Below are 25,440 nucleotides of genomic sequence, written 5' to 3'. Positions count from 1 at the left end.
ATTGAGAATGAAAGTCTTTTTCCTTTTTTTAAGTCAGATGGTTACAGACCATGTTGCTTAAACATTTTGACCCTGCCAACTTTTTATCCCGACGCGCTTTCCTGGCCCGGAGACGCTACCGCCCAGCCGTGACACAAGGTCTATCGCGGCACCATCATATAAGCAAACTTCAGCATCAATTAGGATGCTGAAATCTTGGATTTATATTTCAACTAAGAAGTTCCTTTGATACGTTGCCAGTATCAAAAAACTCTTTTAAGATCTTTACAATAAATTCAGAGTCTTTTGTAAGCTGAGACTCTGGCCAGTAATCTCCAAGAATCACTATTCCTGTATCAGGTTTAGATGAATCCCAGTACGTTCTTACTTGGTATTCATCCTCAACAATTTCACCTAATGTTATCAAATAATAACCATTCTCCGTTCTAATCTGAAGCATTTCAGCGCTATCATCGCTACTATTCAGTATATCAAGAGTAAGGGTTCCTTTTTTTCCCTGAATTTGTGCAAACTGATTTAATACCATATCCAAATTTTGGATCTGTTTATTGCCACCAATTTCGTCCAGTGTCCAACTCATTTTAAAATTCATTTTAATCCCTAACCTTGAGAGATTTCATGCCAGGCTGCCAGAAGAGGACTGATCCTGTAGCCTCTTCATAAATTGTTAAAGATTTTAGCCCCGCTTTATCAGCCATAGCTGCTATATCACCGCGGCAATAACCACATACAGGCTCTTTAGATACACTCATTGTCATCTCACGCCCTTGAGACATCCCTTTTTCAAAAGCTTGCTGTATAACACCTACTTCTGCATGAGCTGTAGCCATATTGCCGTTAGGAAGAGGCTTGTTTTGCTTATCTATTTTAGCTTGGATTCGTCCATCAATGAGTGTTGGCTTATTCACATCTGCTAAGTTAGAAGGTCTTGCCCCCTGATTAGTATCAGTGAACTTAGCTCCATCAACATTACCTTTTGCCACGACCTTAAGACTAGCATCAACGATTTTACTTAATTGTTTTGCTGCAGCATAACCCAAAATTGGTGTTACTGAAGTCGCAATGATCTCCAGACCCTGCTTCGTTTCGGTGTAGCTTTCTGCGGTCTGACGATCAACCCCTTTGGTGACCATGAAATAGTTAATCATGGCATCTTTCACCTGCTGCTGATTCTGTGCATCAACACTAGTGATATCAAGGAGATTGACTATCTGCCCATACGCATCAGAGTACTGTTGGCTATATTTCGAGTTATACGGGCCATCTTCATACCCCTCTTTTGTCGCAATGACTTTTAGTCTTGCACCTGCACACGCTGAGCTACCCGCATTACCATTTCCGCAGGCATCAATAACGTCTTTATCACTGGTAATGTCTTTCTCGCGCAGAGCGTCATATTTCTGTTTCGCTAACTCACGCTCTTTTGGGTCTTTGCTGTTCTGGAGAGTCTGTTTCGCCAGCTCAAGCTCTGTCTTTTCAGACACGCTAAGATAGTTATTCTCCACAGTATTCTTCCCTGCACTGGCTCCAGCCGCCGCACCAGCCGTATTTCCCCCGGCAATCCCGCCAGCTATGCCCGCTGAAACAGACGCCAGCGTACTCACGGTTTGCTTCTGGTCTTCCGTCAGCTTCGACGGATCTATGTCCGGATAGAGTTGTCTGGCAATCGCTGTCGCAACCAGTTCGCCGGATGCCGCCCCTGCTGCGCCCGCAGCCGCACTGTTGCCCTGAAGGGCGGCGGTTACGCCGCCGAGGATGGCATGGGCAATCGCTTTTGCCGCCGTGTTGTCATCAATGCCTGCATGATGGCCGATGATGTTCGCCAGCTCCGGCGCTGATGCCCCCGCCAGCGCACCCGCAATATTGCCGCCCGCCAGTCCCTGCAGCGCTGCTGTGGCCGCCTGGATGCCGCGCTGCATATTGCTGCCCGTACCATACTTTTCCTGCGTCTCTTTGTATTCCGGTGTATCACGCAGTTTCGCAAGATAGTTCTGGCGCTGTTCCTCTGTCGCATTTGCGGGGAGAGTCTCGCCGGATGCTTTCTGTGCCGCCTTAAGCGCGTTCAACTCACCCTGCGTTTTGGCAATATCCGCCACCTGACTGCCAATATCGCTGATCATCCCAACTGCGTTCAGACGGTTCTGCTCTTTCTCCTTGTCGAAGATCGGGCTGATGCTGTCGTTAGCATGTTCGGTATCGCGGCTCAGATCGGCCACGTCCTGCTTCTGGTTTGCCTTGTCGCGGATGGTGAGGGAGCCCTCCGCCACAGCGGCCTGCGTAGTGCCCTCCTTATGGCCTTTATTACCCGCAGCGGAGATCATGCCGCCCGGCAGGTTGCCCTGGAATTTATCCCCGAAGCTGCCGCCGCCGCTCAGGCTGATACCGGAGTGCGAGGTTTTAAAGTCCGCCTCGTTGTGGATATCGCTGAAGCCCAGCGTCCCGGTGTCGAGGCTGTTTTTATCCGGCGTGGCGGTGGAGGCGATAACCGCGCCATCAAGCTGGGTGTGATGCCCGACGGTGATGTCGAAGCCGCCGTCCCCGGCATACAGCCCGGTCTGTTCGGCCACCGAATCAAAGCGGCTCTTCATCTTGTCCTGGCTGGCGTTGATATAGCCTGAACCGGACATGGTGCCGAAGGTGAAGCTGCCCCCCGCCGCAACGCTGGTCTGCTTGCTGTCGTAGTCGCTGTTGTCCTGCTGGCTGCGCATCAGCAGATCGTGGCCAACATCTGCCACGATTTTATCGCCGTTAACCTGGGCCCCGTTGAGCACGGTGTCGTGCCCGCTTTTAAGGGTGACGGTTTTGCCGCTGTCGATGGTGGTTTCGGTCCAGTCGGTACCGTTGCCTTTATCCTTGCCGTGCGCGGCGTTAACGTTGGCAAACACGCTGATACCCGCGCCGCTACCTCCGGCACCGATGCTCACGCCGATACCGCCACCGCTGCTGCTGTTCTTGCCGCTGGTTTTTTGGGTGTTCGCAGCGCCGGACAGCAGAATGTCGTTCTGTGCATCCAGCGTGGTGTCGCCCCCGGCTTTCAGCTGGCTGCCCGCAATCACGATGTCACCGCTGTTCACGCCGTTGTTTTTGCCGTTCGCGGTGATGGTGAGATTATTGCCTGCGTTCAGCGTGCTGCCTGCCACCGCATCACTCTCAGCATGCTGCTGTGATTTCGACTTCTGGGTCGTCAGCGAGAGGCTCACCCCCATTGCGTTCGGGTCGCCGGTGGTTGCCGCCATATCCGCTGCCTGCCCGGCCTGCACGCCGGACAGCACCGTTTTGGTGGCCTGAAGGGCTTTCAGACGGCCGTCACTCTGCTCTTTGGTCTCCTGCGCCGCGCTCACGGCATTGTTAATAGCGCTGCCGACGGTGCCGGAGAGCGCCACGGTAAGCCCGCTTTTCTTCTGCTCGAAGGTCTCATCCCGGGTGCGCTTGTCATGCCCCGGCTCAATGATGACGCTGTCGCCGCTGAGGCTTAAATCCTTCCCGGCGATAAGATCCGCGCCGCCGACATGGGCCTGGTTTCCGGCAGAAATCGTAACGACGCCGCCCGTCGAACCCACCGTACTGAAGCTCTGGCTCTGGGTGGTGCCCTTCTCACGGAGATCGTGCGTGCTTTTGCTGCTGCCGATGGTGAAGCCAATCCCGCCTGAGCCCATCAGGCCGGATTTTTTCTCTTCCTTAAAGCGCCAGGAGGTGTCGGTGTTGGTGGCCGCCACGATATCAACGTTGTTACCTGCCTTAAGCCGCACGTCGCCATCGCCCGCCACGGCGGAGCCTGACACCTGCAGGTTATTGCCCGCCACCACCTGCACGTTATCGCCGCTCAGCAATGAGCCGGATTCACGCGTCGCGCTGTTCTCCTCGATGGTGTGGGTGGTTTTCTTGCTGAGGAAACCTTTCTTAGTTTTGGTCTGCTCTTTGTAGTGATAATCGCTTTCAGTTGCGGTATCGAGGCTGACGTCGCGGCCTGCCGCCACGCCAATATCGCCCTTCGCCGTCACCTGCGCGGCTTCGGTGGTGACATCGCGTCCGGCAAGGATCTGCGTATTCGCCCCGCTGGCGATCTCCGTTCCCTGCTGACGCACCGACTCGTTAATAACGGTTTTCTTGCCTGACCTGTAGCTGTCGCCCTGCGTGGTCTTTTCCGCAGCCAGATTCACGTCGCGACCCGCCTGCAGCCCGACATTTTTCTCCGCCGCCAGCGCGGCGGCCTGAGCGTTGATATCCTGCCCGGCCTTCAGCACCAGGTTATCGCCTGCGGAAATTGTGGTGCGGTCGATCCCGGTGCTGTGGGATTCGCTTTTCCCTTTCTGGCTGCTTTTGCTGGTCTGTGCCGCGTTCAGGTTGAGATCGTTGCCCGCGCTCAGCCCCGCGCTGCCGCCCGCCTTCAGGTCGCTGGCGGTCACGTCAAGGTCGTGCCCGGCATTCACCAGCAGGTTGCCGCCCGCGGTGACGTTGCTGCCCTGATACGTGACGGACGAGCGGCTGGTTTTCTCCCGGCTGGAGCTGTATGCGTCGTTGATCTGATTCGCGTTGACGGCAATATCGCCCCACGCGTTCAGCAGCATGTCGCCGCCGGAGGCCAGGTTCGCCCCGGTCACGGTGATGTTTTTCCCCGCCTCAAGCGACAGGCCATCCTGCGCGGTAATGGACGCCGTGTTGCCCAGCAGCGTGTCTTTCAGGCTGATGTTGCTGTATTTTCCTTTGGCATTGATATCAATCTGTTCAACCTGGGTCAGGTTGTTGATGCTGCCGTCCAGGCTCTCCAGCGCGACCGTTTTACCGCTGATGGTGGAGCTAATGTTATTGATGTCGCCGATGGCGCTCAGGTTCAGGTCGCCGCCCGCTTTCATTAGGCCGCTGTTGAGGTTGCTGATGCTGTTCTGGCTGTCGAGCGTCAGGCTGTTATTCGCCAGCAGCGAGCTGCCGCTGTTGGTGATGCTGCCGCCCTTCAGGGTGACGTTGTTGCCCGCGATCACGCTGCCGTTATTGACGGTGACGTCCTTCGGCGACAGGTAGAGTTTCGGCACCATCACCGTTTCGCCGTTGACGGTGGCTTTCTCCCACCACAGAAGGCTGTGGTCGAGCGCGGCAATCTGATCCGCAGTCAGCGAGACGCCAAACTGCAGGCCCAGAGACTGCTGCGCCGCCGCGGCGTTGTCCATCAGATAGCGCATCTGATCCAGATCGGAGCCGATGCCGTTCAGGTAGCGGTTGCCGGTCTGGTTGAGCACCACGTTGGAGACATAGCGGGTATCGAACGCCGCATCGCCGAGGAAGCGGTAGTCGTAATCCGGATTCAGGTTGAGGCGGCCCAGCATATAAGACGAGCCGAGAAACTGCTTCTCGTCGGTAAACGCCGGCCGCGTCTCCTGCGGCGCAGTGGACGTCGGTTTGATCCCGAGCATCGCGTTCAGGTCGGCAAACAGGGCGGGATCAAGCTGCCCGAGACCGTTCAGTTTCGGGTTAATGTTGATCAGGTACTGGCTTTTCGGGTTGTCGGAGAAGACAAAATAGCCGTTGTTGCCCGACGGCAGCGGGTAAGCGCTGGTATCGACGCGCTGGCCCTGATAATGCCCTACTGCACCGCCCTGAGCGGTTTTGAGATCGGCGGTGGTGGCCCCGGCGTTCGCCAGCGCGCCCAGCTGGCCGAGATTGGCGTTGCCTTTCTGCGTGGTGGCAATGTTGCTGAGAGACGTGCCGGACGCACCGCCATTTTCCAGCGCCCCGCCGCCGTTAAGCTGCTGCAGCGCACCCTGGAGCTGATCGTTCCACTGCGGCGAGTTTACCGCCACGGTACCGGTATTGCTCAGCCCCTGTTTTTGCACCCCGCTGCCGATGGTCTGGTTGCTGAGGGTGTTCAGGGACGGCGCGGAGATAACGTTGCTGACGCCGCCCGCGTTGGCGGTGGTATTGGTGTTGCTGATATTGCTGGTGAAGTTCGCGGTGACGTTACCGCCTGCCTGAATGACGGCGCGATACGTACTACTTTCACCAGTATATTCCGTTTTTTGTTCGCCTAGTTTATAGGGTACCCAGCTACGATATTTTCGCTGGTCATCATCCCACCAGTACCATTTACCTTCACCGTATGACGACAACGGTGTCCATTTAGGGTCAGCACAATCTGAGAAAAACCACTCGCAATGATACTCTGCCTGCACGTAGGTAATACGCCGACCGGCTTCGGCTGAGAAATTGTTTAATGTCCCACCAGAAAGGGAGATATTACGCCCCGCCAGAATATTACTCGCGCGGTTATCCAGGGTTCCGGCATTAACAGTGATATCACGTCCAGCGGTGATACGAGCCGCACCTCCTGTAGCTGAAGCCTCTACGACTGACTCGCTGAGGATAAACTGCCTGATATCTTCTCCGAGAAGACGATATACAATCCCACGTGTACACTGCCCGCTGTTATTGCCCCCACCTGCCCGACATTCTTCATATTCATCAAACACCACGTTAGTGCCGTTGTGCTTCCACTCTTCCAGACTGATTTCAATATCGGGTTTCTGCTTACCGTAATAGGAACCATGCAAATAAGGTGACTGCTTCGGAATGGCATCCGGATATTGCTGCTCACGCTGATTAACGACCAGCCCCTCTGCTTCATTGCGCAGATATGCTGTTTTGATCGTAATATCACCACCCTGCGTCTCAATATTCCCCGACGTATTCACCACCTGGCTATTGGCATTCCCCGCTGCATCCCGCTGCATCCACAGGTTGTTCCCCGCCATGATGTCGCCGCGCTGGTTGGTGATGCTGTCGGCCAACAGCGCCAGATTATTGGCCGCATACAGCAGCGCGGTGTTGACGATGGCGCCCGGCGCGCTGAGAGTCAGCGAGCCGCGCGTGCCGGTGAAGCCGTCGACGGTAATATTGCTCCGGCTGGCCACGGTGATATCGCCCCCGCCCTGCACCGAGCCCGCGGCGTTCAGCGCCACATTGCTGCCAGAGAGCATACTGGCACCGCCGCCGGTAGTGATTTGTCCGTTGTTGCTGAGCTGCCCGCCCGCGCTGAGGTTAACCGCCTGCCCCTGCAGCACGCTGCGGTTATCGATGTCGCCGCCGCTGCTGATGGTCAGGGTTCGGCCTGCCGCCACGGCGGTCCGGCTGGTAAACGCGTTCGTCAGCTGCAGCGTTAAATCGCCCAGGGAAACCAGCTGGCCGGTGAGGTCCAGCCCCCGGCTCTGCAGCCACAGGTTGCCGCCGCTCAGCAGCTTGCCGCCCGCGCTCTGGGTCACCTGGTCGGCATTAATATTCAGCTGCGCGTTGCCGAGCAGCGTGCCGCTGTTGTTCAGATGGCCGTAGTTAACCGTCAGCTGTCCCGCCTGGGTGGTGCCCTGGCTGGCAAGCGTGGTGCCGGTCAGGGTGGCCCGGTCGGCCACCCACGTGCCGCCGTTAGTGGCGTTCGCCGCATTGAGGATCAGGTCAGTGGCCTGCAGCCAGCCGGTGCCGGTGAACTGCGGCGTGCCGAGCGTCAGGCGCGCGCCGGAAAGCAGCCTGCCGTCATTACGCGCCTGCGAGGAGGCGGTCACGCGCGTCTCGCCGCCGCCCTGGATCAGGCCGTAGTTAAACAACGCGGGTGTGGTCAGCGTCAGGCCATCGCGGCTGACGATTTCGCCCCCGCCGTTGTTGGTCAGCGTGCCGCTGAGGGCCAGCGTCGCGCCGTTATCGCCCTGCAAACGTCCGCCGTTGGTGAGCGCCCCGGTGGTGATGCCGAGCGTGCTCCCCTGAATCTTCCCGTCACTGGTGACACTGGCCGCCGTGACGTTCAGCGCCCCGCCGGAGAGCAGGGTGCCAGATGACTGCTGGCTCACCGCGCCGGTCTGGCTGAGGGTCAGGCCGTTCACGCCGCTGATGGCGCCGCTGTTGCTGAGCGTGCCACTTTTCAGCGTCAGGTTTTTCGCCGCCCATTGCCCCTGGTTCGCCAGCGTGGCAGCCTGCAGCGTCGCGCTGCCCAGCGCGGTAATCTTGCTGCCTGCGGTGCCAGTGAGCGTGTCGGCCAGCGTCATCTGCAGCGCGTCTGCGCTCTGCACCGCGCCGCTGTTGGTGAGCGACTGGGCGTTGAGCAGGATATTTTGTGCCTGCCAGCTTCCGGCGTTGGTCACCGCGCCGGACGTCATCGTCAGGGTGCCCTGAGTAAGCAGCTTGCCGCCTGCGCCGTTAATGAGTTCCTGCTGCGGCGCGGCCATCGCCATGCGCGCCATCAGCCGCTGCTGCCCCTGCAGGGTCAGGCTCTGCAGGCCGGTTAAGGTGCCCTGGTTGTTAATGCTGCTCTGACTCAGCGTGAGGCTTTTCCCCTGCACGGTGCCGCTGTTTTTGAGCGTGCTGCCGCCGAGCGTGACGTTATCCTCGCTGAGAAGCTGCCCGCGGTTATCCAGCGTCCGGGCGGTGATGTCCGCTCCGCCCTGGCTCATCAGCGAGCCGGTTGAGGTCAGCGTGCCGCCTGCATTTGCCGTCAGCGTTCCCTGGCTGAGCAGTGACCCGCCGTGCGACCAGTCGGTGGCGCGGACGTCTGCGCCGTTCCCCTGCAGCGTGCCCTGGGTGGTCAACTGGCCGGCATCCAGCGTCAGCATGCCGCCGGAAAGCGTGCGCGAATTCGTGCTCGTGGTCAGCGTGGCGCCGGTGAGCGCCAGGCCGTTCGTTCCCTGCATCAGCCCACCGTTGTTGAGATCGCGAGCGTTGAGGGACAGCGTGCCGCCCATGATGCGCCCCGGGTTCTCCAGGGTGTCCGCGGTGAAGGTGGTTGCGCCGCCGCTCTGCAGCAGCCCGGTATTTGTTAACGCCCCGCTGAGCGTGCCGCTGAGTCCCGTCAGCCCGTTCACCGTGCCGCTGTTGGTTAGGGTGCTGCCCGTCATGCCCAGCGTCGCGCCCTGCAGCGTACCGGCGTTCGTCAGCTGTCCGCCCTTCAGCGTGAAGCCGCCGCCGGAGAGCCATTTGCCGTTCAGCTCGTTGATAAAGCGATCGGCGGTGGCGTTAACGGCGTTGCTGCCCTGCATCAGGCCGCTGTTGCGCAGTTCCGCTGCGCCTGCGGTCAGCGTTTTGCCCGCCACCGTGCCGCTGCTGGTCAGCGTCGTCGCGTTAAGGATGGCATTTTCAGTGGCAACGAGGTTCCCCGTATTTGTCAGGGTGTTGCTCAGGCCAAGATCCAGACTCTGCGCCTGAATATCCCCCTGGTTCGTCAGGTCACTTCCCCGGAGGGTGAACCCGCCGTCCACCAGCAGCAGACCGGCGTTATCAAGCGTGTCGAGGTGTAAATCCAGGTTGATGCCGCTCACCAGCTGTCCGGTATTCCTGTTACTCAGCGCGTGGGTGGTCAGCGCCAGCGCGTCGTTACCCTGCAGAATGCCGGTGTTGGTCAGCTGCGCGGCGTTCACCGCCAGCGACTTCCCGGCCAACTGGCCGTCGTTAAACAGCTGCGCCGCCGTCAGCGTAAACAGGTTCTGGCTGAGCAGAGCCCCCTTGTTGTCCAGCCTGCCGGTGGCGGAAAGCGTCAGGGCGTCCAGCGCCTGAACGCTGCCCCGGTTGCTCAGGCTCTCTGCGCCAAGCGTCGCGCTGCGCCCCTGAAGGCTGCCCGCGTTGCTGAGGGTTTTTCCGCTCAGGGTCAGGGTCTCGCCGCCCGTCACCTGCCCCTGGGTCTGGTTCGCGAAAGTATCGCCGGACCAGGCCAGCGTGCTGCTGCCCTGAAGCAGGCCGCTGTTCTGCAGATCGCCGCGCAGGGTCAGCACTTTCGCCAGCAGCTGGCCCCGGTTATCGGTGCTGCCGGCCTGAACGTCCAGCGCCTGCTGGCTGAGAACCTTGCCGCTGTTGGTCAGCGCGCCGGTCACCTCCGCCGTCACGCCCGCTTCCCCCAGCGCGTTACCGGTGTTGATCCACTCGCCGGTGGCCAGGTTTAGCGTTTTGCCCTGCAAAAGCCCGGCGTTGTTTAAGGTGGTGTGTTGCAGATCGAGCGCGCCAACGGAGAGCAGCATGCCCGACTGTTGATTGCTGAGCTGCGCCCCCGTCGCCGTCAGGGAATGGGTTCCCTGCAACGTGCCGCCGTTAGTGACTGCCGCGCTGTTGAACTGTGCGTCGGTACCTGCCATCAGCCCGCCGTTCGTCAGGCTGGCGGTAGTCAGGGTCAGGCCGTCCCGGGCAATCACCCGCCCGTCGGCATCGTTGGCGGCCTGGCGGGTCAGGTTCAGCAGCAGCGCAGTGGCGCTGAGCTCGCCGCTGTTAGCAAGCGTGTCGCCGTTGAGCGTCAGCGTTCCGCTGCTGCGCAGCGCGCCACGGTTACTGATGTCTGCCACACCGAGCGTCAGGGTATCTTCCCCCTGAACGGTGCCCTGGTTTTGCAGGCTGTTCGCCGTCACGTGCAGGTCGCTGGCCGCAATATTGCCCGCGTTAACCAGCGTGGTGCCGTTCAGCGTGATCCGCTCGTCCGCCAGCAGGCGTCCGCTGTTGCTCAGGTTGAGATAGTCGCTGCTCAGACTGACGCCGTTGATTTCACCCTGGTTTGTCAGCGTGTCGCCTTTGACGCGCAGCATGCCGTCGGTGGTGATAAGACCGCTGTTAGCCAGCACGGGTATGTTCAGCGTTAAATCCTGCGCGCTGTAGACCGATCCCCCGGTCAGGTTCGCGAGCGATCCGGTCTTCAGGCTGAGCAGGCTGGTTCCCTGCAGCAGGCCGCCGTTCTCCACCGACGCACCGTCCAGCGACAGGGTATCGGCCACCAGCGAACCGCGGGTGGTGATGCGGTCGCCTGCCGTCAGGGTCATGCGGTCCGCTTTTGCGACGCCGGACTGGAAGATGTTCTGTCCGCTGAGGCCGATCGTACCGGCGGTAAGTTCCCCGCTGCTGGTCAGGTCGTTGGTCGCGTTAAAATTCAGGGTGTTACCGGTGGATTTCCCGGCGTGCGCCAGCGTGCCTGCGGTCGCCAACAACGCTCCTTTCGCCGCCTGGGTGCCGTTCAGCGTCGCATTCTGCGCCTGAAGGGTAAGCGCCTGCCCGCTTTGCAGGCGGGCATCCCGATCGGTGATCAGATCGCTGGTGGAAACGGTTAATGCCCCCGCCGCGTCCGTCTGCCCGTTCAGGCTGGCGCTACGGTTGGCGGTAAGCTGGACGTTGCCCTGGCTGGTGGTACGGGACGCCTGACCGCTGGTCAGGGTATCGGCCTGCGCCGTCAGCGCCGTCGCGCCGGACAGGGTGCCATTCTGTTCAAGGGTGCCTGCGGTCACGTTCATCGCGCCGTCAGCCAGCAGGCTGCCGCCGTTACGCAGGGTTTGCTGCGCCATGACGTTCGCATCCCCTTTCGCGCTCAGCGTGCCCTGCTGCTCCAGGATACCGGCGTTCAACGCCAGCGTTCCCGCGCTCTGCAAAGTACCGCTATTGGTAACCGTCTGCCCCCGTAAAGTGATGTCGCTACCCTGAACCGCACCACCGTTCGTCAGGTCTCCGGCGTTCACATCCAGATGGCCTTTCGCCGCCAGCTGGCCGCCGTTTGACACCCTGTCGCCGGAGAGCGCAGCGTCGCGCCCCGCATTCACCTGACCCTGGTTACTGACGGTGCTGCCCGTCAGGCGGATATCGCCCGAGGCGTCGGCCCGGCTCTGGCCGTCCAGCACCAGCTGTCCGCCGCTCAGCGCAAGGTTCTCCCCTGCCGAGATTGCACTGCCCGTGGCTGACAGCGTGCCGCCGCTGGTCAGCGTGGTGCGGGTATCGCTGCCGACGCGGGTACTGGTCAGCGCGATATCCTTTCCGGCCGCCACGCTGAGCGCGCCTTTACTGGTGATGCTGCCGCCGCGCTGCGTCAGGCTGCCGTCGGTAGACAGCATGGTGTCGGCCTGGCCTGTCAGCGTCGCATCCGAAAGCGCAATCCCCTGCCTGCCCACGACCGCCAGCGCGCCCGCGCTGTTCGTCCCGCCGCCCGTCATCTGCACTTTTCCCTCACCGGAAAGGCGCATATCGCCGCTGCTGGCGAGCATGCTGTTATTGAGTTCCACATCCTGCGAGCTGGTCACGTTCAGCGCGCCACCGGCCTGATGGCTGCCGTTGAGGGCCACCCCCGCGCCGCTGGCGGCGATCGATCCGCTGGCAAGGCTGTTCGAGACCGTCAGTTTGCCGCCCGCATCAAGCTGAATATCCCCCTGGCGCGCGGTGAGGTTGCCGAGGTTCACCCCCACGCCCGCCTCGCTGGAGACCAGGCGGATACGGTTGGCATACATCCCGCCGAGCGCGCCGGTATCCACAGCCACGACGGGTGCGGCCCCCTCACCGGCAATCGGCTTAACGCTTCCATCTTCGCCAACGCGGTTCGCCCCCGCCGTCACCTTCAGGTCGTTCGCGTGAATCGCGGCGTTCACTTCCGTTGCTCGCGCAATAATCGACAGCGCGTCGCTCCTGCTGGCGTCCAGCCCCTGGCCTTCAACCGTGATGGCCCCTTTCGTCACGTCCAGCGCCAGCAGGTTACCGTTAGCGTCAAACTGCGGTTTACCCGTAGTCAGCGTGGCATTGGGGGTGTTGATAAACCCGCATCCGTTACAGGTGATACCGTACGGGTTAGCCACCATGACGTTTGCCGCCTTGCCGGCGACTTCCGTATAGCCCTGCAATTGCGAGCGGCTGGCTCCCGTGACTTCGTTGATGATGCCTTTCGCTTCCCGCCCGGCCTGCAGGTTGGGGTTGTTCTGGATAAGCCCGCCCAGCTGGGTCTGGGTTAAGCGGTCCGTGCCGTTATTGAGGATAAGCCCCTCTTTGCCGACGTTGTAATCCTGGAACTGGTTATGCGAAATACCCGCCCCGTTCGGCGTGGCGATATTGATGACCGGAACCCCGTTCCCCGCCCGATCCACCGTGGTCTGCCCGGTCGGCGTGAGCGCCGCCGCGACGGCAGGTGCCATCGGTTGCCAGACCATCAGGCCGCAGACAATCCAGCTAATCAGACGCTGCGAGAAGCGAACGGGAGGGTGACGGGTATCCATAGTCGTAGAGTCTCTTAAAGCATAAAGGCAATGCGCCAGTTAACGCTCACATGATCCGGGCCGAGCCAGTCGGGATAGTGCAGCGGCGTGCCAACTGAAACCTGGCTGCTGTACCAGCGCCCGGCGCTGCTCAGGCCCACAGAGGCACCCCACAACGTGCCGGAGGCAAAGCGGTCCTGACTGTCTTTCTCCAGCCAGCCGCCGTCAACGGCGACCGTGGCGCTCACCGCGCCAATCACCGGGAGGGTGAAGAGGGAATATCCCAGCTCGTTACGCCAGTAGCCGCCGTTATCCCCGGACAGATACTGCTCTTTAAAACCGCGCACGGAGCTTTCGCCGCCGAGCGTCAGACGCTCGGAGCCGTACAGCCGGTCAGGCGACCACTGGCCGTAGGCGCTGGTCAGCCACCAGGCGTTACGGGCTATCGGACGCTGGAAGCTGGCGTTCAGGCTCCATTTGCGGAATTCAGCCCGCGGCATATCGCCGGATTTATCTTCGTCGGTTTCGGCATTGAACCACGGCATGCCGTGGCTCCAGGTCGGGTTGAAGGTCGCGACGCCGCCCAGCATTTTTTGCGTGTGGGTAACGCCCAGGATCAGGCTGGAGAGATTGCGCGTGCTGCTCTGAAGCGGCGCGTCGTTGAGCCAGTTGCGGCTTGAACGCTGAACCACGCCTGCCGCGATGCCGGTTTTCACATCCCCGTTGCGGAAAACCACCCACGACGCGTTGACGCGGTGGGTTTTGGTATCGCCCGTAGAGAGCCAGTTGAACCCCTGGTTATTGATGGTGGTTCGGTAGTTGCTCCAGGCATAGCTGTAGTCCAGCAGGCCGTAGCCAAACGGCACGCTGACGCCCGCCTGGAAATTCTGCGCATCGTACGCGCTGGCAAAATCGCTGCTGCGCCCGCCGCTGACGAACCATTTATCCGCCAGCCCCAGCATATTATTGGCGGTGAGCACGCCATTAAGCTGCTCTTCACCGGTGCTCTTCTGCCCGCTATTATCCAGGCTTACCGATGCACTTAACGGAAATTCCGGTTTTGCCGTGAGATTAACAATCGAATATCCTTGCTGGGTTCCCGGAAGAATTTCAATCTGAACCGGCTCGGCGCGCAAACGGTTTATTTGCTCCATGCCCTGTTCGATGTCGCGTAAATTAAGGATGCGCCCCACCCGTCCCGGAAACGCCATTTTCAGCATCCGCGGCGTTTCACCTTCCAGGCGAATCGCTTCCAGCCGGCCTTCCAGCACAACAATATTCAGCTGGCCCCCGGAGAGATCCTGCTCGGTAAGAAAGGCGCGGCTGGTGATATATCCCCGGCTGATATACCAGTCAGAAATATGGGCCAGAAGCTCCGTTATTTTCGCCATATCCAGACACTGTCCTTGCCACGGCGCAACAAGGTTATGCTGGTTTTTTGGAGAGATTAAGGTCGCGCCGGAAAGCGTAATGCTGTTAATGGTGAAACAGGGCCCGGAGCCGGTAACAGGCCCTGGTCTGGCGGGCTCGGGGAGGGGAATACTCCGCTCCAGCTCGTCACGCTGCTGCTGGTTTTGAAGTAAAAGCTGCTGCTGTTGCTGTTGAATAGCATCGCGATCCGCTGGAGACAGCGGTGCAGCGTTAGCGCTCGCTGAAAATAGCGCAGCCAGGAACATAGCAATAGCATAATTTCTAAATGAAATTATTTTATTTTTTATTTTAGACGTGTTCATCCATGCCACAAAATTAAGACGCAATTATAATTTGTACAATATAAGAGCATTCTTAAGGCGAGTATATCTAATTTAAGTTATGGCATCTTAAAAAAGATTATTTTAGAAGCGTAAGAAGTCACTTAACAAAAAATAAGAAATGTTTAACTAACCCTTAAATCTTAAGTTAGCTGCAATGCATTAAATATGCAGACGGAACGTTTTCCGCCACTCAGCAGGGCTCACCCCAAAGCGTGCCTTAAACTGCTGCCGCCAGGTGACGGCGGAATTAAATCCCACCAGCTCCGCCACGCTCTCAACGGGCATATTTCCGGCTTCAAGCAAAATCTGGCTGCGCCGCAGGCGTTCGGCGGTAAGCCAGTCGGCGACGCTCATGCCCGTGGCTTTAATAAAATGGCGGGTCAGCGTGCGGCGGCTCATCGAAACCACCTCCGCCAGCGAGTCCAGGCTATGCGGTTCGGTAATGTGCTGCTGCAGGTAGTCGATCAGGCAGTTAATGCGTGCGTCACGGGTATCTTTCGGTACCGGCTGGGCGATGAACTGCGCCTGCCCGCCCTCGCGGTGCGGCGGTACAATCATCCGGCGGGCAATCTGGTTGGCGACCACGCTGCCAAAGCGCTGGCGAATAATATACAGGCAGCAGTCCAGCGCGGCCGCGGTACCGGCAGAGGTGATGATATTGCCGTCATCCACGTAGAGGGCATTGATATCCAGCTCGACGTTCGGGAAGAGCGACTGGAACTGGCGTTCAAATTCCCAGTGGGTGGCGGCCCGTTTACCGTCGAGGATCCCCGCCCAGGCCAGCACAAAAGACCCCAGACATAGCCCGACGATTTCTGCGCCGCGGTCTCTCGCCTGTACCAGGCTGTCTAGCAGCGTCTGAGGCGGACGTTCAAGAACGTGCTGCCAGTAGGGAACGACAACAATATCGGCCTGCCCGATGGCGGTGTAATCATGCGTGGCATTGAGGGCGAACCCGTCTTTTGAGCTAAGAAACCCCGGCGTTTCGGCGCAGATCGTCACATTAAAGCGCTTTTCGCCGGAGACCGAATCGCCAAACAGAATGCAGGGAACGGAGTAGTGGAACGGGCTGAACCCGTCTACCGCGACAATCGCGACGTTGACTAGCGACATCTGTCTCTCCTTTCCCGTTAACGCACTCAGAATATAACGGTTTCGCCATCCTGGGGAATGCTCACCGCATCGCTCACCTGGTTGGCTTCAACGTACTCACGCAGCGCGCTGCGGGTCAACAGGCAGTGGTTAATCGCCTCCATATGGCTCGCCACAATGTTGGCCTGCGGCAGCAGGAAATGAACGTTGAGCACGTCCTCCTGCCCCATAATAATGGGCCCAAAGCCGATGACGTGGGCATAGCCGGCGTTCAGTACCACTACATCCGGCTGGTGCTTTTGCAGATCGGCCGCCACCTCTTCGCGCCAGATGGTATCCCCGGCAAGATAGAGCGTCTTCTCGTCGGGATGACGCAGCACCACGCCACAGGCCTCGCCCAGCCGCTCCGCCAGCTCCGGTACGGCGTAAGCGCGGTCGGTACCGTGCTGGCCGCCGCGGGTTTTCGTAATCTGAATATCGCCAAAGGTGGTCGCGTCGGTCATGACCGTCAGGTTGCTAAACCCCTGGCTGCGCAGCAGCGCGGCGTCACGCTCGTTTTGCACGTAGATCGGTTTATCTTTGGCGATCAGCTCTGCTGCGGCGCGATCCCAGTGATCATCATGTGTATGAGTGACGATCACCGCGTCGACGTCCAGCAGCGTGTTGACGTCAACGGGGAGTTCGACCGTCGGGTTACGGATATCGGCATGCGCCGTGCCGGGAAAGCCCGGATAAGCGCCCTTCGGGGCCAGCATCGGGTCGATTAAAAGACGTTTTCCGGCGTAGGTAATCAGCTGGGTGGCGTTGCGAATGTGGGTAATGTTCATGGGCTATCCTCCGGTTGGTGTGATAAGGAGGATAGCCAGCCGTCGCCGGTAACGCTGTGGGTTAAAGGGCGATTACCGATGGAATCGGGCCAATTTAATCACCGCGTTTTGTGCCGGTTCCTTTACCAGCCCGGCACCGCCCCGCCGTTAAAGATCGTCTCCGCCGCTTTCGCCACTTCCGGTGACTGATAGGACTGGATAAACGCCTTCACGTTCTCCGCGTCTTTGTTGTCTTCGCGCGTCACCACGATATTCACGTACGGCGAGTTTTTATCTTCAATAAAGACGCTGTCATGCACCGGCGACAGCCCGGTTTGCTGAATATAGGTAGTGCTGATGATGGCGACATCCACTTTCGGATCGTCCAGCACGCGCGGCAGCTGTGCCCCTTCCAGCTCCATAATTTTCAGCTGTTTAGGGTTGGCGGTAATATCCAGCGCCGTCGGCAGCAGCCCGGTGTCCGGCTTCAGGGTGATGAGCTTCTCTTTCTGCAGCAGCAGCAGCGCGCGGCCAAGGTTGGTCGGATCGTTTGGAATGGCGATAGTCGCCCCGTCCTTCAGGTCAGACACGGATTTGATTTTGCGGGAATAGCCGGCCATCGGGAAAACGAAGGTGTTCGCCACGGCCACCAGCTTGTAGCCATGCGCCTTGTTATCTTCTGCAAGGAACGGGCGGTGCTGGAAGACGTTGGCATCCAGCTCTCCCTGATTTGTGGCATCGTTAGGCAACAGCGAGCCGCTGAACCCTACCAGCTCCACGTCCAGGCCATATTTCTCTTTCGCCACCTTTTTGGCGACTTCCGCCACGTCCTGTTCCGCGCCGTTGATGACGCCCACTTTAATGTGTTTGGCATCGCTGCCACTTTGATCGCACCCTGCCAACAGCAGGCCAGCGAGTACCAGAGCACCTAATCGACGTTTCACTAGACAGTTCCTTTTGCTGAATGGTGTAGTGACTATATCGACAACGAGGCGGTGAAATAAAAAACGAAAAAGAATCAATAAGAAGGATAAGTTATATGCGGGTATCGCCGGGTGGCGCTGCGCTTACCCGGCATCAGGGATCACGACGTTGTCGTCCAGTCCTCGACGGCAAGCTCCTGCACCATTCTGAATGCACGATCGTTTGTCACAATCGTTGTCCCCCGGAGTCAGGCATGTCATTCTGCTTACAACCTCCGGGTGTCGTTTAAACAAGTGGCTCACGATATTCGTATCCAGCATATGCCTCATGAACAGGCTCCATCCAGAGGGTCTCTTGTCGTAACACTCTGATTGCGCTCCTCTTTGCTCAGAAACGAATCCGGTACGTCTGTAACTGCCAGCAGGCGGAAAAAATTATCCCAGCTCTTTGTCTGAACAGGTTTTGCCGCCAAAACGACATTCCCCTCCTCATCCCGCCGGATGTAGACGCTCTCCGTATCAAACGCGAATTCAGCAGGCAGCATCACCGCCTGATTCCGCCCCTTTTTGAAGAGTTTTGCTGTCCGTTCCATTGACATCTCCATGCTTTATTTAACCAGGCCAAAGCATGCGCCAGGGCCTGAAAAGAAGACAAGCAGCACGCTTCAAATTAGGAAAGCGACTCGCAATAAATAGCAGAATCCATAATCACCGCAGCGGACTTAAAGCGCTTTCGCCAGGTAATGTCGCTGCATGCCCGGATAAGGATAATCCTGCAAAGACATTTGCAACTGGTACCCCTGTTTTTCATAAAACGGGCGCGCCTGGAAGCTGACGGTATCCACCAGCGCGTGCTTACAGCCTTTGCGTCTGGCTTCCTCTTCGGCCGTTTTGATAAGCTGGCTGCCCACGCCGGTACCCCGCACGGTGTCGCTCACCCAGAGATAGTCGATATTCAGCCAGTCGCCTTTACGCACGCCGATTAACCCGCCCAGCATTGCGCCATTATCGTCACGCACGTAAACCCCAACGTCGCCGCTAAAATTTGTCAGATCGAGAAACTGCCCGTTAAAAGCCCTCAGACCCGTCAGTAACTCCTCTTTCTCCTGCGTCGTGACATTATCAGTAATGCTCAGGTGCATATTTTTCTCCTTATTTTTTCTGCCGTTTCACTATCGCATACCCACACTCTGGAGAAAATTCATACTTTCGACTGGCGTCGCGACACTGAATGTAACGATATATTTCATGGGAAGCCTGTGACTTCTCAAGGGGGTTTTGATGAAAGCTGCGCACCTGGTCTGCCTGCTGGTTTGTCTGCTCTTCGCCACGTTTGTCCATGCTCAGGAAAAAGACGATCCGGCAAAGGATGCACAAATAAAACAGCAGGTTCTGAAAGATGTGAAGAAAGCCTGTACGCCGCAGAAAAAGCAGAGCGATAAGGCCTGGCAGGCAATGATTTTGTCTTCAGAGGCCAACCAGCTGCTGATCAAAAATGCCGTTACCGCCGTGAAGCGCGACAACCTGGACGCCTACTGGGATGCAGTAAGTCAGGTGGATTGCATGGAGGATTATTGAGTTCTCGCCGGGTGTCGCTGCGCTTACCCGGCCGACAAAACATGCTTAACGCTTCCGCACATCCGGAATGATGAGATCCCCGCGCAGAACATAGGACCCGAGCATCTGCGTTTTCTCCGTCAGCCAGCTCACGATGCGTGCCGCCATCGCGTCCATGGAATATTCAATGGCCGGGATCACCGGAATACCCGGCAGGTGCAGCGATCCGGCAAGACTGAAGACCATGATGTCTTCCGGCACCGATTTATTAAACGCCTGCAGCTGCGGGATCACCCGCTGAGCTTCCTGCTCGTCCGCTACCAGCAGCGCGTTGAAATTCAGGGTGCTGGCGTTGTTAAGCAGCTCCTGCAGCGCAACGGACGAGGAGGTCGCGTCCATAAAGACGAGGTTGCGATTAAAGGGCAGGAAGTTTTTCTCCAGCGCATGCTTGTAGCCAAGCAGCACCTGGTCGGCAAACCCGCTGCCGTGGGGGTGGATCAGGGCAATCTGGCGACGTCCCTGGCTGGTCAGGTAGTTACAGGCGGTTTCGGCGGCAAAAGCGTGGTCGAACTGGATGCTGTTGGAATTATCAGCCTCCATGCAGTCCACCAGGATGACGTTTTCCATATCCACGTCCAGCGGGAAACGGGCACCAATCACCAGGATGTCGTCACACAGGCCGCAGGAGAGTTCTTCAAGAGCGTTCATCACTTCCGCTTTGCTATGCGCGAAGCGCAGCAGCAGGTGTTTTTGATGCTGGCTGAGCTGTTTTTCCAGCGCGTACAGATACCCGGTGGTCTGGTTAATGTTTTCCTGCGCGCAGATCACCCCAATGCAGCCCGTCGACTGGCTCAGCAGCGACTGGGCAATCACGTTGGGACGATAGTTCAGCTCATCCACCGCCTTCAGCACGGCCTGACGGCTGGCTTCCTTAACGCCACGTGACCCACTCAACACTCGCGATACCGTGGCTTTAGACACCCCGGCCAGACGTGATACATCATTGATTGTCGACATCTCTTTCCCCTGGCAGGCTAACCTCGCGCCTGCAAATTCCATCACCGCTACGGCTCACATTATAGCCAGAACGGAGTATATCCGTTTCCGTTTTTCATGGAAACCGATTTTCCGTTTCCACTCAAAATGACGCAAATACAGCCAAATTATGTGACCCACATCCGGTTAATTAGCCTCATAAGTAAGGGATCTTGATGATTGTCACACTTCTGTCTTTTATGAATGGAAACCGGTTTCCGTATCATGTCCAATCACTCTCGCAATAACTTTTTACATTTAGAGGATGGTTGTCGATGTTCAAGATTATGCTGTGCTGCTCTGCCGGGATGTCCACCAGCCTGTTGGTCAGCAAAATGGTCGATGTCGCGAAAGAACGTGGCGTTCCGGTAAAGATTGATGCGTACGGTGTTTCCGAATTTGATACGCAGTTTCCGCAATATCAGGTGGTACTTCTCGGACCGCAAGTGAAATACATGTTACAGACACTCTCAGACAAGGCGGCTACGAAAGGCATTCCGGTGCAGCCCATCGACATGATGGACTACGGCATGCAGCGTGGCGATAAAGTACTGGACTATGCTCTGTCGCTCATCAAAGCGGCACACTAAAAGGTGTTCACATGAGTTCGTTATATCAATCCATGGTCGCGGTGATTGAGCAGTCAATTACCCCGCTGGCCGCGAAGCTGGGTCAGCAAAAGTATGTGATTGCCATCCGCGACGGCTTTACCGCCGCGCTGCCGTTTATGATCATCGGCTCGTTTATGCTGGTGTTCATCTTCCCGCCGTTCTCGGCGGATACCACCAACAGCTTCGCCCGCGGCTGGCTGGATTTCTCCCAGACCTACCGCGAACAGCTGATGCTGCCGTTTAACCTCAGCATGGGCGTGATGACCTTCTTCATCTCGGTGGGGATTGGGGCGAGCCTGGGGCGTCAGTTTAACCTCGACCCGGTGATGTCCGGCCTGCTGGCCTTTATGGCCTTCCTGCTGGTCGCCGCGCCGTATGCCGACGGCAAAATCTCGACCCAGTATCTCTCCGGCCAGGGCATCTTCACCGCGCTTATCACCGCAATCTACTCCACCCGCGTCTATGCGTGGCTGAAGCAGAACAACGTGACCATCCGCCTGCCGAAGGAAGTGCCAACCGGCGTGGCGCGCTCGTTCGAGATCCTGATCCCGGTGATGGTGGTGATTGGTACCCTGCACCCGCTGAACCTGTTCATCGAAGCGCAGACCGGAATGATTATCCCGCAGGCAATTATGCACCTGCTGGAGCCGCTGGTGTCCGCGTCTGACTCCCTGCCCGCGATTCTGCTCTCCGTGCTGCTGTGCCAGATCTTCTGGTTTGCCGGTATCCACGGCTCGCTGATCGTCACCGGCATCATGAACCCGTTCTGGATGGCAAACCTCTCCGCAAACCAGGCGGCACTGGCCGCTGGCGCAGCGCTGCCGCACGTTTACCTGCAGGGCTTCTGGGATCACTACCTGCTGATTGGCGGCGTAGGCTCCACGCTGCCGCTGGCGTTCCTGCTGCTGCGCAGCCGCGCTACGCACCTGCGCACCATCGGCAAAATGGGCATTGTGCCGAGCTTCTTTAACATCAATGAGCCGATTCTGTTCGGCGCGCCGATCATCATGAACCCGATGCTGTTTATCCCGTTCGTGTTTGTTCCGCTGGTCAACGCCTGCCTGGCGTACGGCGCAACCAAACTCGGCTGGCTGGCACAGGTTGTGTCGTTGACCCCGTGGACCACCCCCGCGCCGATTGGTGCCTCGTGGGCGGCAAACTGGGCGCTCAGTCCGGTGATCATGTGCCTGGTCTGTATGGTGATGTCCGCGCTGATGTACCTGCCGTTCCTTCGCGCCTATGAGCGTACGCTGATGAAAAACGAAGAGCAGAAAGCCCAGGCAACCGTCGGTACCGCTGAAGCCGCAAGTAATTAAGTCAAAGAGGAAAGGACATGAAATACGCATTTCCCGATAACTTCTGGTGGGGCAGCGCAAGCTCCGCTCTCCAGACCGAAGGGGCAAGAGAGGGAGAAACCACGTGGGATTACTGGTTTGCCCGCGAGCCAAACCGTTTTCACAACGGCGTGGGGCCGCAGCACACCTCCACGTTTTATCAGCACTGGAAAACGGACATTCAGCTGTTAAAGCAGCTGAACCACAACAGCTTTCGCACCTCGATTAGCTGGGCGCGCCTGATCCCCGACGGTATCGGTGAAGTGAATCCGGAAGCGGTCGATTTTTACAATCAGGTCATTGATGAGCTGAATGAACAGGGCATCACGCCGTTTATGACCCTGTTCCATTTCGACATGCCGATGGCGATGCAGGAGATTGGCGGCTGGGAAAACCGCGACGTGGTGGAGGCTTACGCCCGCTATGCGCAGATCTGCTTCGAGCTGTTCGGCGATCGCGTGTTGCACTGGTTTACCTTCAACGAGCCGATTGTCCCGGTGGAAGGCGGTTATCTGTACGACTTCCACTACCCGAACGTGGTGGATTTTCGCCGGGCAGCCACCGTGGCGTATCACACCGTGCTGGCCCATGCGAAGGCGGTTCAGGCCTACCGCGCCGGGCATTACGCCGGGGAAATTGGCATCGTGCTGAACCTGACGCCGTCCTATCCGCGCTCGCAGAACCCGGCGGACGTGAAGGCGGCGCACATCGCGGACCTGATGTTTAACCGCAGCTTCCTCGACCCGGTGCTGCGCGGCGAATACCCGGCGGACCTGGTGGCGCTGCTGAAGGCTTACGATCAGCTGCCTGCCTGCAGGCCGGAAGACAGCGCTCTGATTGCGGAAGGGAAAATCGACCTGCTCGGCGTGAACTACTATCAGCCGCGTCGCGTAAAGTGTCGCGAAAGCGCGGTGAACCCGCAGGCGCCGTTTATGCCGGAGTGGTTCTTTGATAGCTACGAGATGCCGGGCCGCAAGATGAACCCGTACCGCGGCTGGGAAATCTACGAGCCGGGTATTTACGATATTCTGGTTAACCTGCGCGACAATTACGGCAACCCTCGCTGCTTTATTTCTGAAAACGGCATGGGCGTCGAAAATGAGCAGCGCTTTATTGAAAACGGCCAGATTAACGATCGGTACCGCATCGAGTTTATTTCCGAACATTTAGCCTGGCTGCATAAGGGTATTAGCGAAGGGTGCAATTGTCTCGGTTACCATATGTGGACGTTTATTGATAACTGGTCGTGGTGTAATGCTTATAAAAATCGCTACGGATTTATCCAGCTCGATTTAGAGACGCAGCAGCGCACCATTAAGAAAAGCGGAGAGTGGTTTGCCGCCACCGCCTTAAATAATAGTTTTGAAAAAGAGTAATAAGATGATCGCACTAGAAGAAGCCGTAATGGAAATTATCGTCAATGCCGGACAGTCACGCAGTCTGTGCTTTGAAGCTCTGCACGCGGCGCGTCAGGGCAACTTTGACGAGGCCAAAAGCCTGCTGCGCGAAGCCGACGGCTACTCGCGCCAGGCGCACAAGATGCAGACCAAACTGATCGAGCAGGATGCAGGCGAAGGCCGCCAGCCGATGACGTTAATCATGGTGCACGCGCAGGATCATTTAATGAATTCTTTATTAGCGCGTGAACTGTCCGAAGAAATTATTCATTTATATCAGAGATAGTCTATGGCGAAATAATTAATGTAATACCTCTGTACCCTAAATAGAGATCCACTTGTTCTGATGATAGCGACATACTCTGTCAGATCGGAGCGGGATGGTTATTGTCTGAATAAAATTAAACTATATTGAGATAACCATGAATACGATTAAAAAACTTCCATTAACCATGGCGGTTATCGCCGCGCTTTGCCCAATTTCCGTGCTCGCACAAGAATTTACCCAGGAGCAAATCGACGCCATTGTGGCGAAAGCGGTGGATAAAGCCCTGGCGGAGCGTCAGGCCAAAATGGATGCGGCGGTCGCGAAAAAAGCGGACATCGTGACCGAGCCGCAAAGCGCGGCGCAATCCCCGGATATGGCGATCCCGTTCGGCGTGAAATTTACCGGCTACGCCCGCTACGGCGCGCACTTCCAGGCCGCCGATCAGAAATACGTGGCGGTGGACGGCTCCTACAACGGCGCGTCAGCGATTGGTCGTCTGGGCAACGAAGGTAACGGCGGGGAATTCCAGCTCTCCAAGGCCTTCAAGGGTGACAACGGCGCCATCTGGGACATCAACGTGATGATCGACCACTGGGGCGACGAAGTTAACCTGAAAAAAGCCTACGCGGGGGTGACCAACATTATGGCCTCCAACCCGAACGCCTATTTCTGGGCCGGTCGTGACTTCCACCAGCGTCCGCAGCAGGGCATCAACGATTACTTCTGGATGAACCACGACGGCCAAGGCGCCGGGGTGAAAAACTTCGACATCGGTGGCGTGCAGTTTGACGTGGCCGCCGTGGCGGCGGTGGAATCCTGTAGCCCGGAAGTGATGGAAGATGAAGCCAACCCGTCGCGCATCACCTGTACCGGCGGTTCCGGAACGGGCGATAAAGGCAACTACGCCGCAACCTCGAAAATCCACGGCATGAAGCTCGGCCCGATCGACATGGAGCTGTACGCCAACTACGGCTTTGACTCCAAAGCGGTGGAGAGCGACGAGCGTCTGAACGCCTGGCAGGGCGGCGTGGTGCTGAGCCACACTAACGACAGCGGCGTGAACAAGGTGATTGCCCGCTACTCCGATAACGCGGACAACAGCGTGTTCAACAAAACCGAGGATCTGACCACGGTCTACGCCAGCTTCGAAGGGCTGTACAAATTCACCCAGGCGACGCAGGTGGAATACATCCTCGCCTTCCACGACTACGACAACAGCCGCGATAAGACCGACAACCGCAAGAACTACAACGCCATCGTGCGCCCGATGCACTGGTGGAACGACGTTCACTCCACCTGGCTGGAAGCGGGCTGGCAGCACGTTGACTACGACAACGGCGGCGACAACAAGGGCTGGAAGCTGACCCTGTCGCAGAACATGTCTATCGCCATGGGGCCGGAGTTCCGCCCGATGCTGCGCTTCTACGTGACCGGCGGCAAAGTGGACAACGAACGCACCGCGCGCGTGAACAATACCAAAGACGAAACGCTCGACGACTTCAACGTCGGCGCGATGTGGGAGGCGTGGTTCTAAGGTAAAAGCAAAACGGCAACGCAACGTTGCCGTTTTTAGTGTTTGCTCCCTCTTCCCGTGGGCTGAGGGATCCCCACAAAATAATGTTTGCATGGACGACCCCCTCTCCCTTGAGGGAGAGGGCTGGGGTGAGGGGGAACATACGGCTCTGGTGGTCATTCCGTTCACTTTATGTTCCTTGC

General features: G+C 58.0%; 15 protein-coding genes. 6 read left to right on the top strand and 9 right to left on the bottom strand.

Features of this window, described 5'->3' with window-relative positions; translation table 11 throughout:
• Window positions 1–208: 208 nt before the first annotated feature.
• The 8 genes from ACR42C_RS00300 to ACR42C_RS00265 all read right to left on the bottom strand — a co-directional run bounded on the left by ACR42C_RS00300 (window position 209) and on the right by ACR42C_RS00265 (window position 18,664).
• Window positions 209–580 carry a DUF6911 family protein gene (locus ACR42C_RS00300; RefSeq protein ID WP_395313491.1) on the bottom strand — a complete coding sequence of 124 codons (372 nt, stop codon included), beginning with the start codon at window positions 578–580 and terminating at the stop codon, window positions 209–211.
• A 13-nt stretch (window positions 581–593) separates the two neighbouring features.
• Entirely contained in the window at window positions 594–12,968 is a 12,375-nt protein-coding gene (locus tag ACR42C_RS00295) for a hemagglutinin repeat-containing protein (RefSeq protein ID WP_479984615.1), read from the bottom strand.
• A gap of 14 nt (window positions 12,969–12,982) precedes the next feature.
• On the bottom strand, window positions 12,983–14,623 hold the full coding sequence (locus ACR42C_RS00290; protein ID WP_166709615.1) for a ShlB/FhaC/HecB family hemolysin secretion/activation protein: 1,641 nt from the start codon (window positions 14,621–14,623) through the stop codon (window positions 12,983–12,985).
• 237 nt (window positions 14,624–14,860) lie between these two features.
• Window positions 14,861–15,814, bottom strand: a complete 954-nt coding sequence (locus ACR42C_RS00285) for a GlxA family transcriptional regulator (RefSeq protein ID WP_479984614.1) — start codon at window positions 15,812–15,814, stop codon at window positions 14,861–14,863.
• A gap of 26 nt (window positions 15,815–15,840) precedes the next feature.
• Window positions 15,841–16,620 (bottom strand): MBL fold metallo-hydrolase, encoded by a 780-nt coding sequence (locus ACR42C_RS00280; RefSeq protein WP_316380378.1) that lies wholly within the window; start codon window positions 16,618–16,620, stop codon window positions 15,841–15,843.
• Between the two features lie 122 nt (window positions 16,621–16,742).
• Window positions 16,743–17,543 carry a lipoprotein NlpA gene (gene nlpA, locus ACR42C_RS00275; RefSeq protein WP_028014989.1) on the bottom strand — a complete coding sequence of 267 codons (801 nt, stop codon included), beginning with the start codon at window positions 17,541–17,543 and terminating at the stop codon, window positions 16,743–16,745.
• A 305-nt stretch (window positions 17,544–17,848) separates the two neighbouring features.
• A complete protein-coding gene (locus ACR42C_RS00270) occupies window positions 17,849–18,115 on the bottom strand; it encodes an antitoxin (RefSeq protein WP_080329791.1) in 267 nt (88 codons plus the stop codon).
• 129 nt (window positions 18,116–18,244) lie between these two features.
• A complete protein-coding gene (locus ACR42C_RS00265) occupies window positions 18,245–18,664 on the bottom strand; it encodes a GNAT family N-acetyltransferase (protein WP_316380377.1) in 420 nt (139 codons plus the stop codon).
• A 139-nt stretch (window positions 18,665–18,803) separates the two neighbouring features.
• Between ACR42C_RS00265 and ACR42C_RS00260 the strand changes: the two genes are divergently transcribed.
• Window positions 18,804–19,100: a YicS family protein gene (locus ACR42C_RS00260; protein ID WP_316380376.1), complete on the top strand. Its 297-nt coding sequence runs from the start codon at window positions 18,804–18,806 to the stop codon at window positions 19,098–19,100.
• Between the two features lie 45 nt (window positions 19,101–19,145).
• On the opposite strand, the gene ACR42C_RS00255 is transcribed toward ACR42C_RS00260, so the two are convergent.
• A complete protein-coding gene (locus tag ACR42C_RS00255; RefSeq protein ID WP_061096675.1) occupies window positions 19,146–20,096 on the bottom strand; it encodes a LacI family DNA-binding transcriptional regulator in 951 nt (316 codons plus the stop codon).
• 293 nt (window positions 20,097–20,389) lie between these two features.
• Here ACR42C_RS00255 and ACR42C_RS00250 point away from each other — a divergent pair, with 293 nt between their 5' ends.
• The 5 genes from ACR42C_RS00250 to ACR42C_RS00230 all read left to right on the top strand — a co-directional run bounded on the left by ACR42C_RS00250 (window position 20,390) and on the right by ACR42C_RS00230 (window position 25,258).
• Entirely contained in the window at window positions 20,390–20,704 is a 315-nt protein-coding gene (locus ACR42C_RS00250) for a PTS sugar transporter subunit IIB (protein WP_116342898.1), read from the top strand.
• An 11-nt stretch (window positions 20,705–20,715) separates the two neighbouring features.
• Window positions 20,716–22,041, top strand: coding sequence for a PTS sugar transporter subunit IIC (locus ACR42C_RS00245; RefSeq protein ID WP_116342896.1), 1,326 nt, complete (start codon window positions 20,716–20,718; stop codon window positions 22,039–22,041).
• 17 nt (window positions 22,042–22,058) lie between these two features.
• Window positions 22,059–23,435: a glycoside hydrolase family 1 protein gene (locus ACR42C_RS00240; RefSeq protein WP_479984613.1), complete on the top strand. Its 1,377-nt coding sequence runs from the start codon at window positions 22,059–22,061 to the stop codon at window positions 23,433–23,435.
• Window positions 23,436–23,439: 4 nt separating this feature from the next.
• Window positions 23,440–23,742 carry a PTS lactose/cellobiose transporter subunit IIA gene (locus tag ACR42C_RS00235; RefSeq protein ID WP_192845932.1) on the top strand — a complete coding sequence of 101 codons (303 nt, stop codon included), beginning with the start codon at window positions 23,440–23,442 and terminating at the stop codon, window positions 23,740–23,742.
• A gap of 136 nt (window positions 23,743–23,878) precedes the next feature.
• The gene (locus ACR42C_RS00230; RefSeq protein WP_116342890.1) at window positions 23,879–25,258 is read left to right on the top strand and encodes a carbohydrate porin; all 1,380 of its coding nucleotides are present in this window, start codon (window positions 23,879–23,881) and stop codon (window positions 25,256–25,258) included.
• Window positions 25,259–25,440 lie beyond the last annotated feature (182 nt).

This window comes from Enterobacter sp. MG-EB028 (genome assembly GCF_056673305.1).
This window is presented reverse-complemented; position numbering and strand designations above follow the sequence as displayed.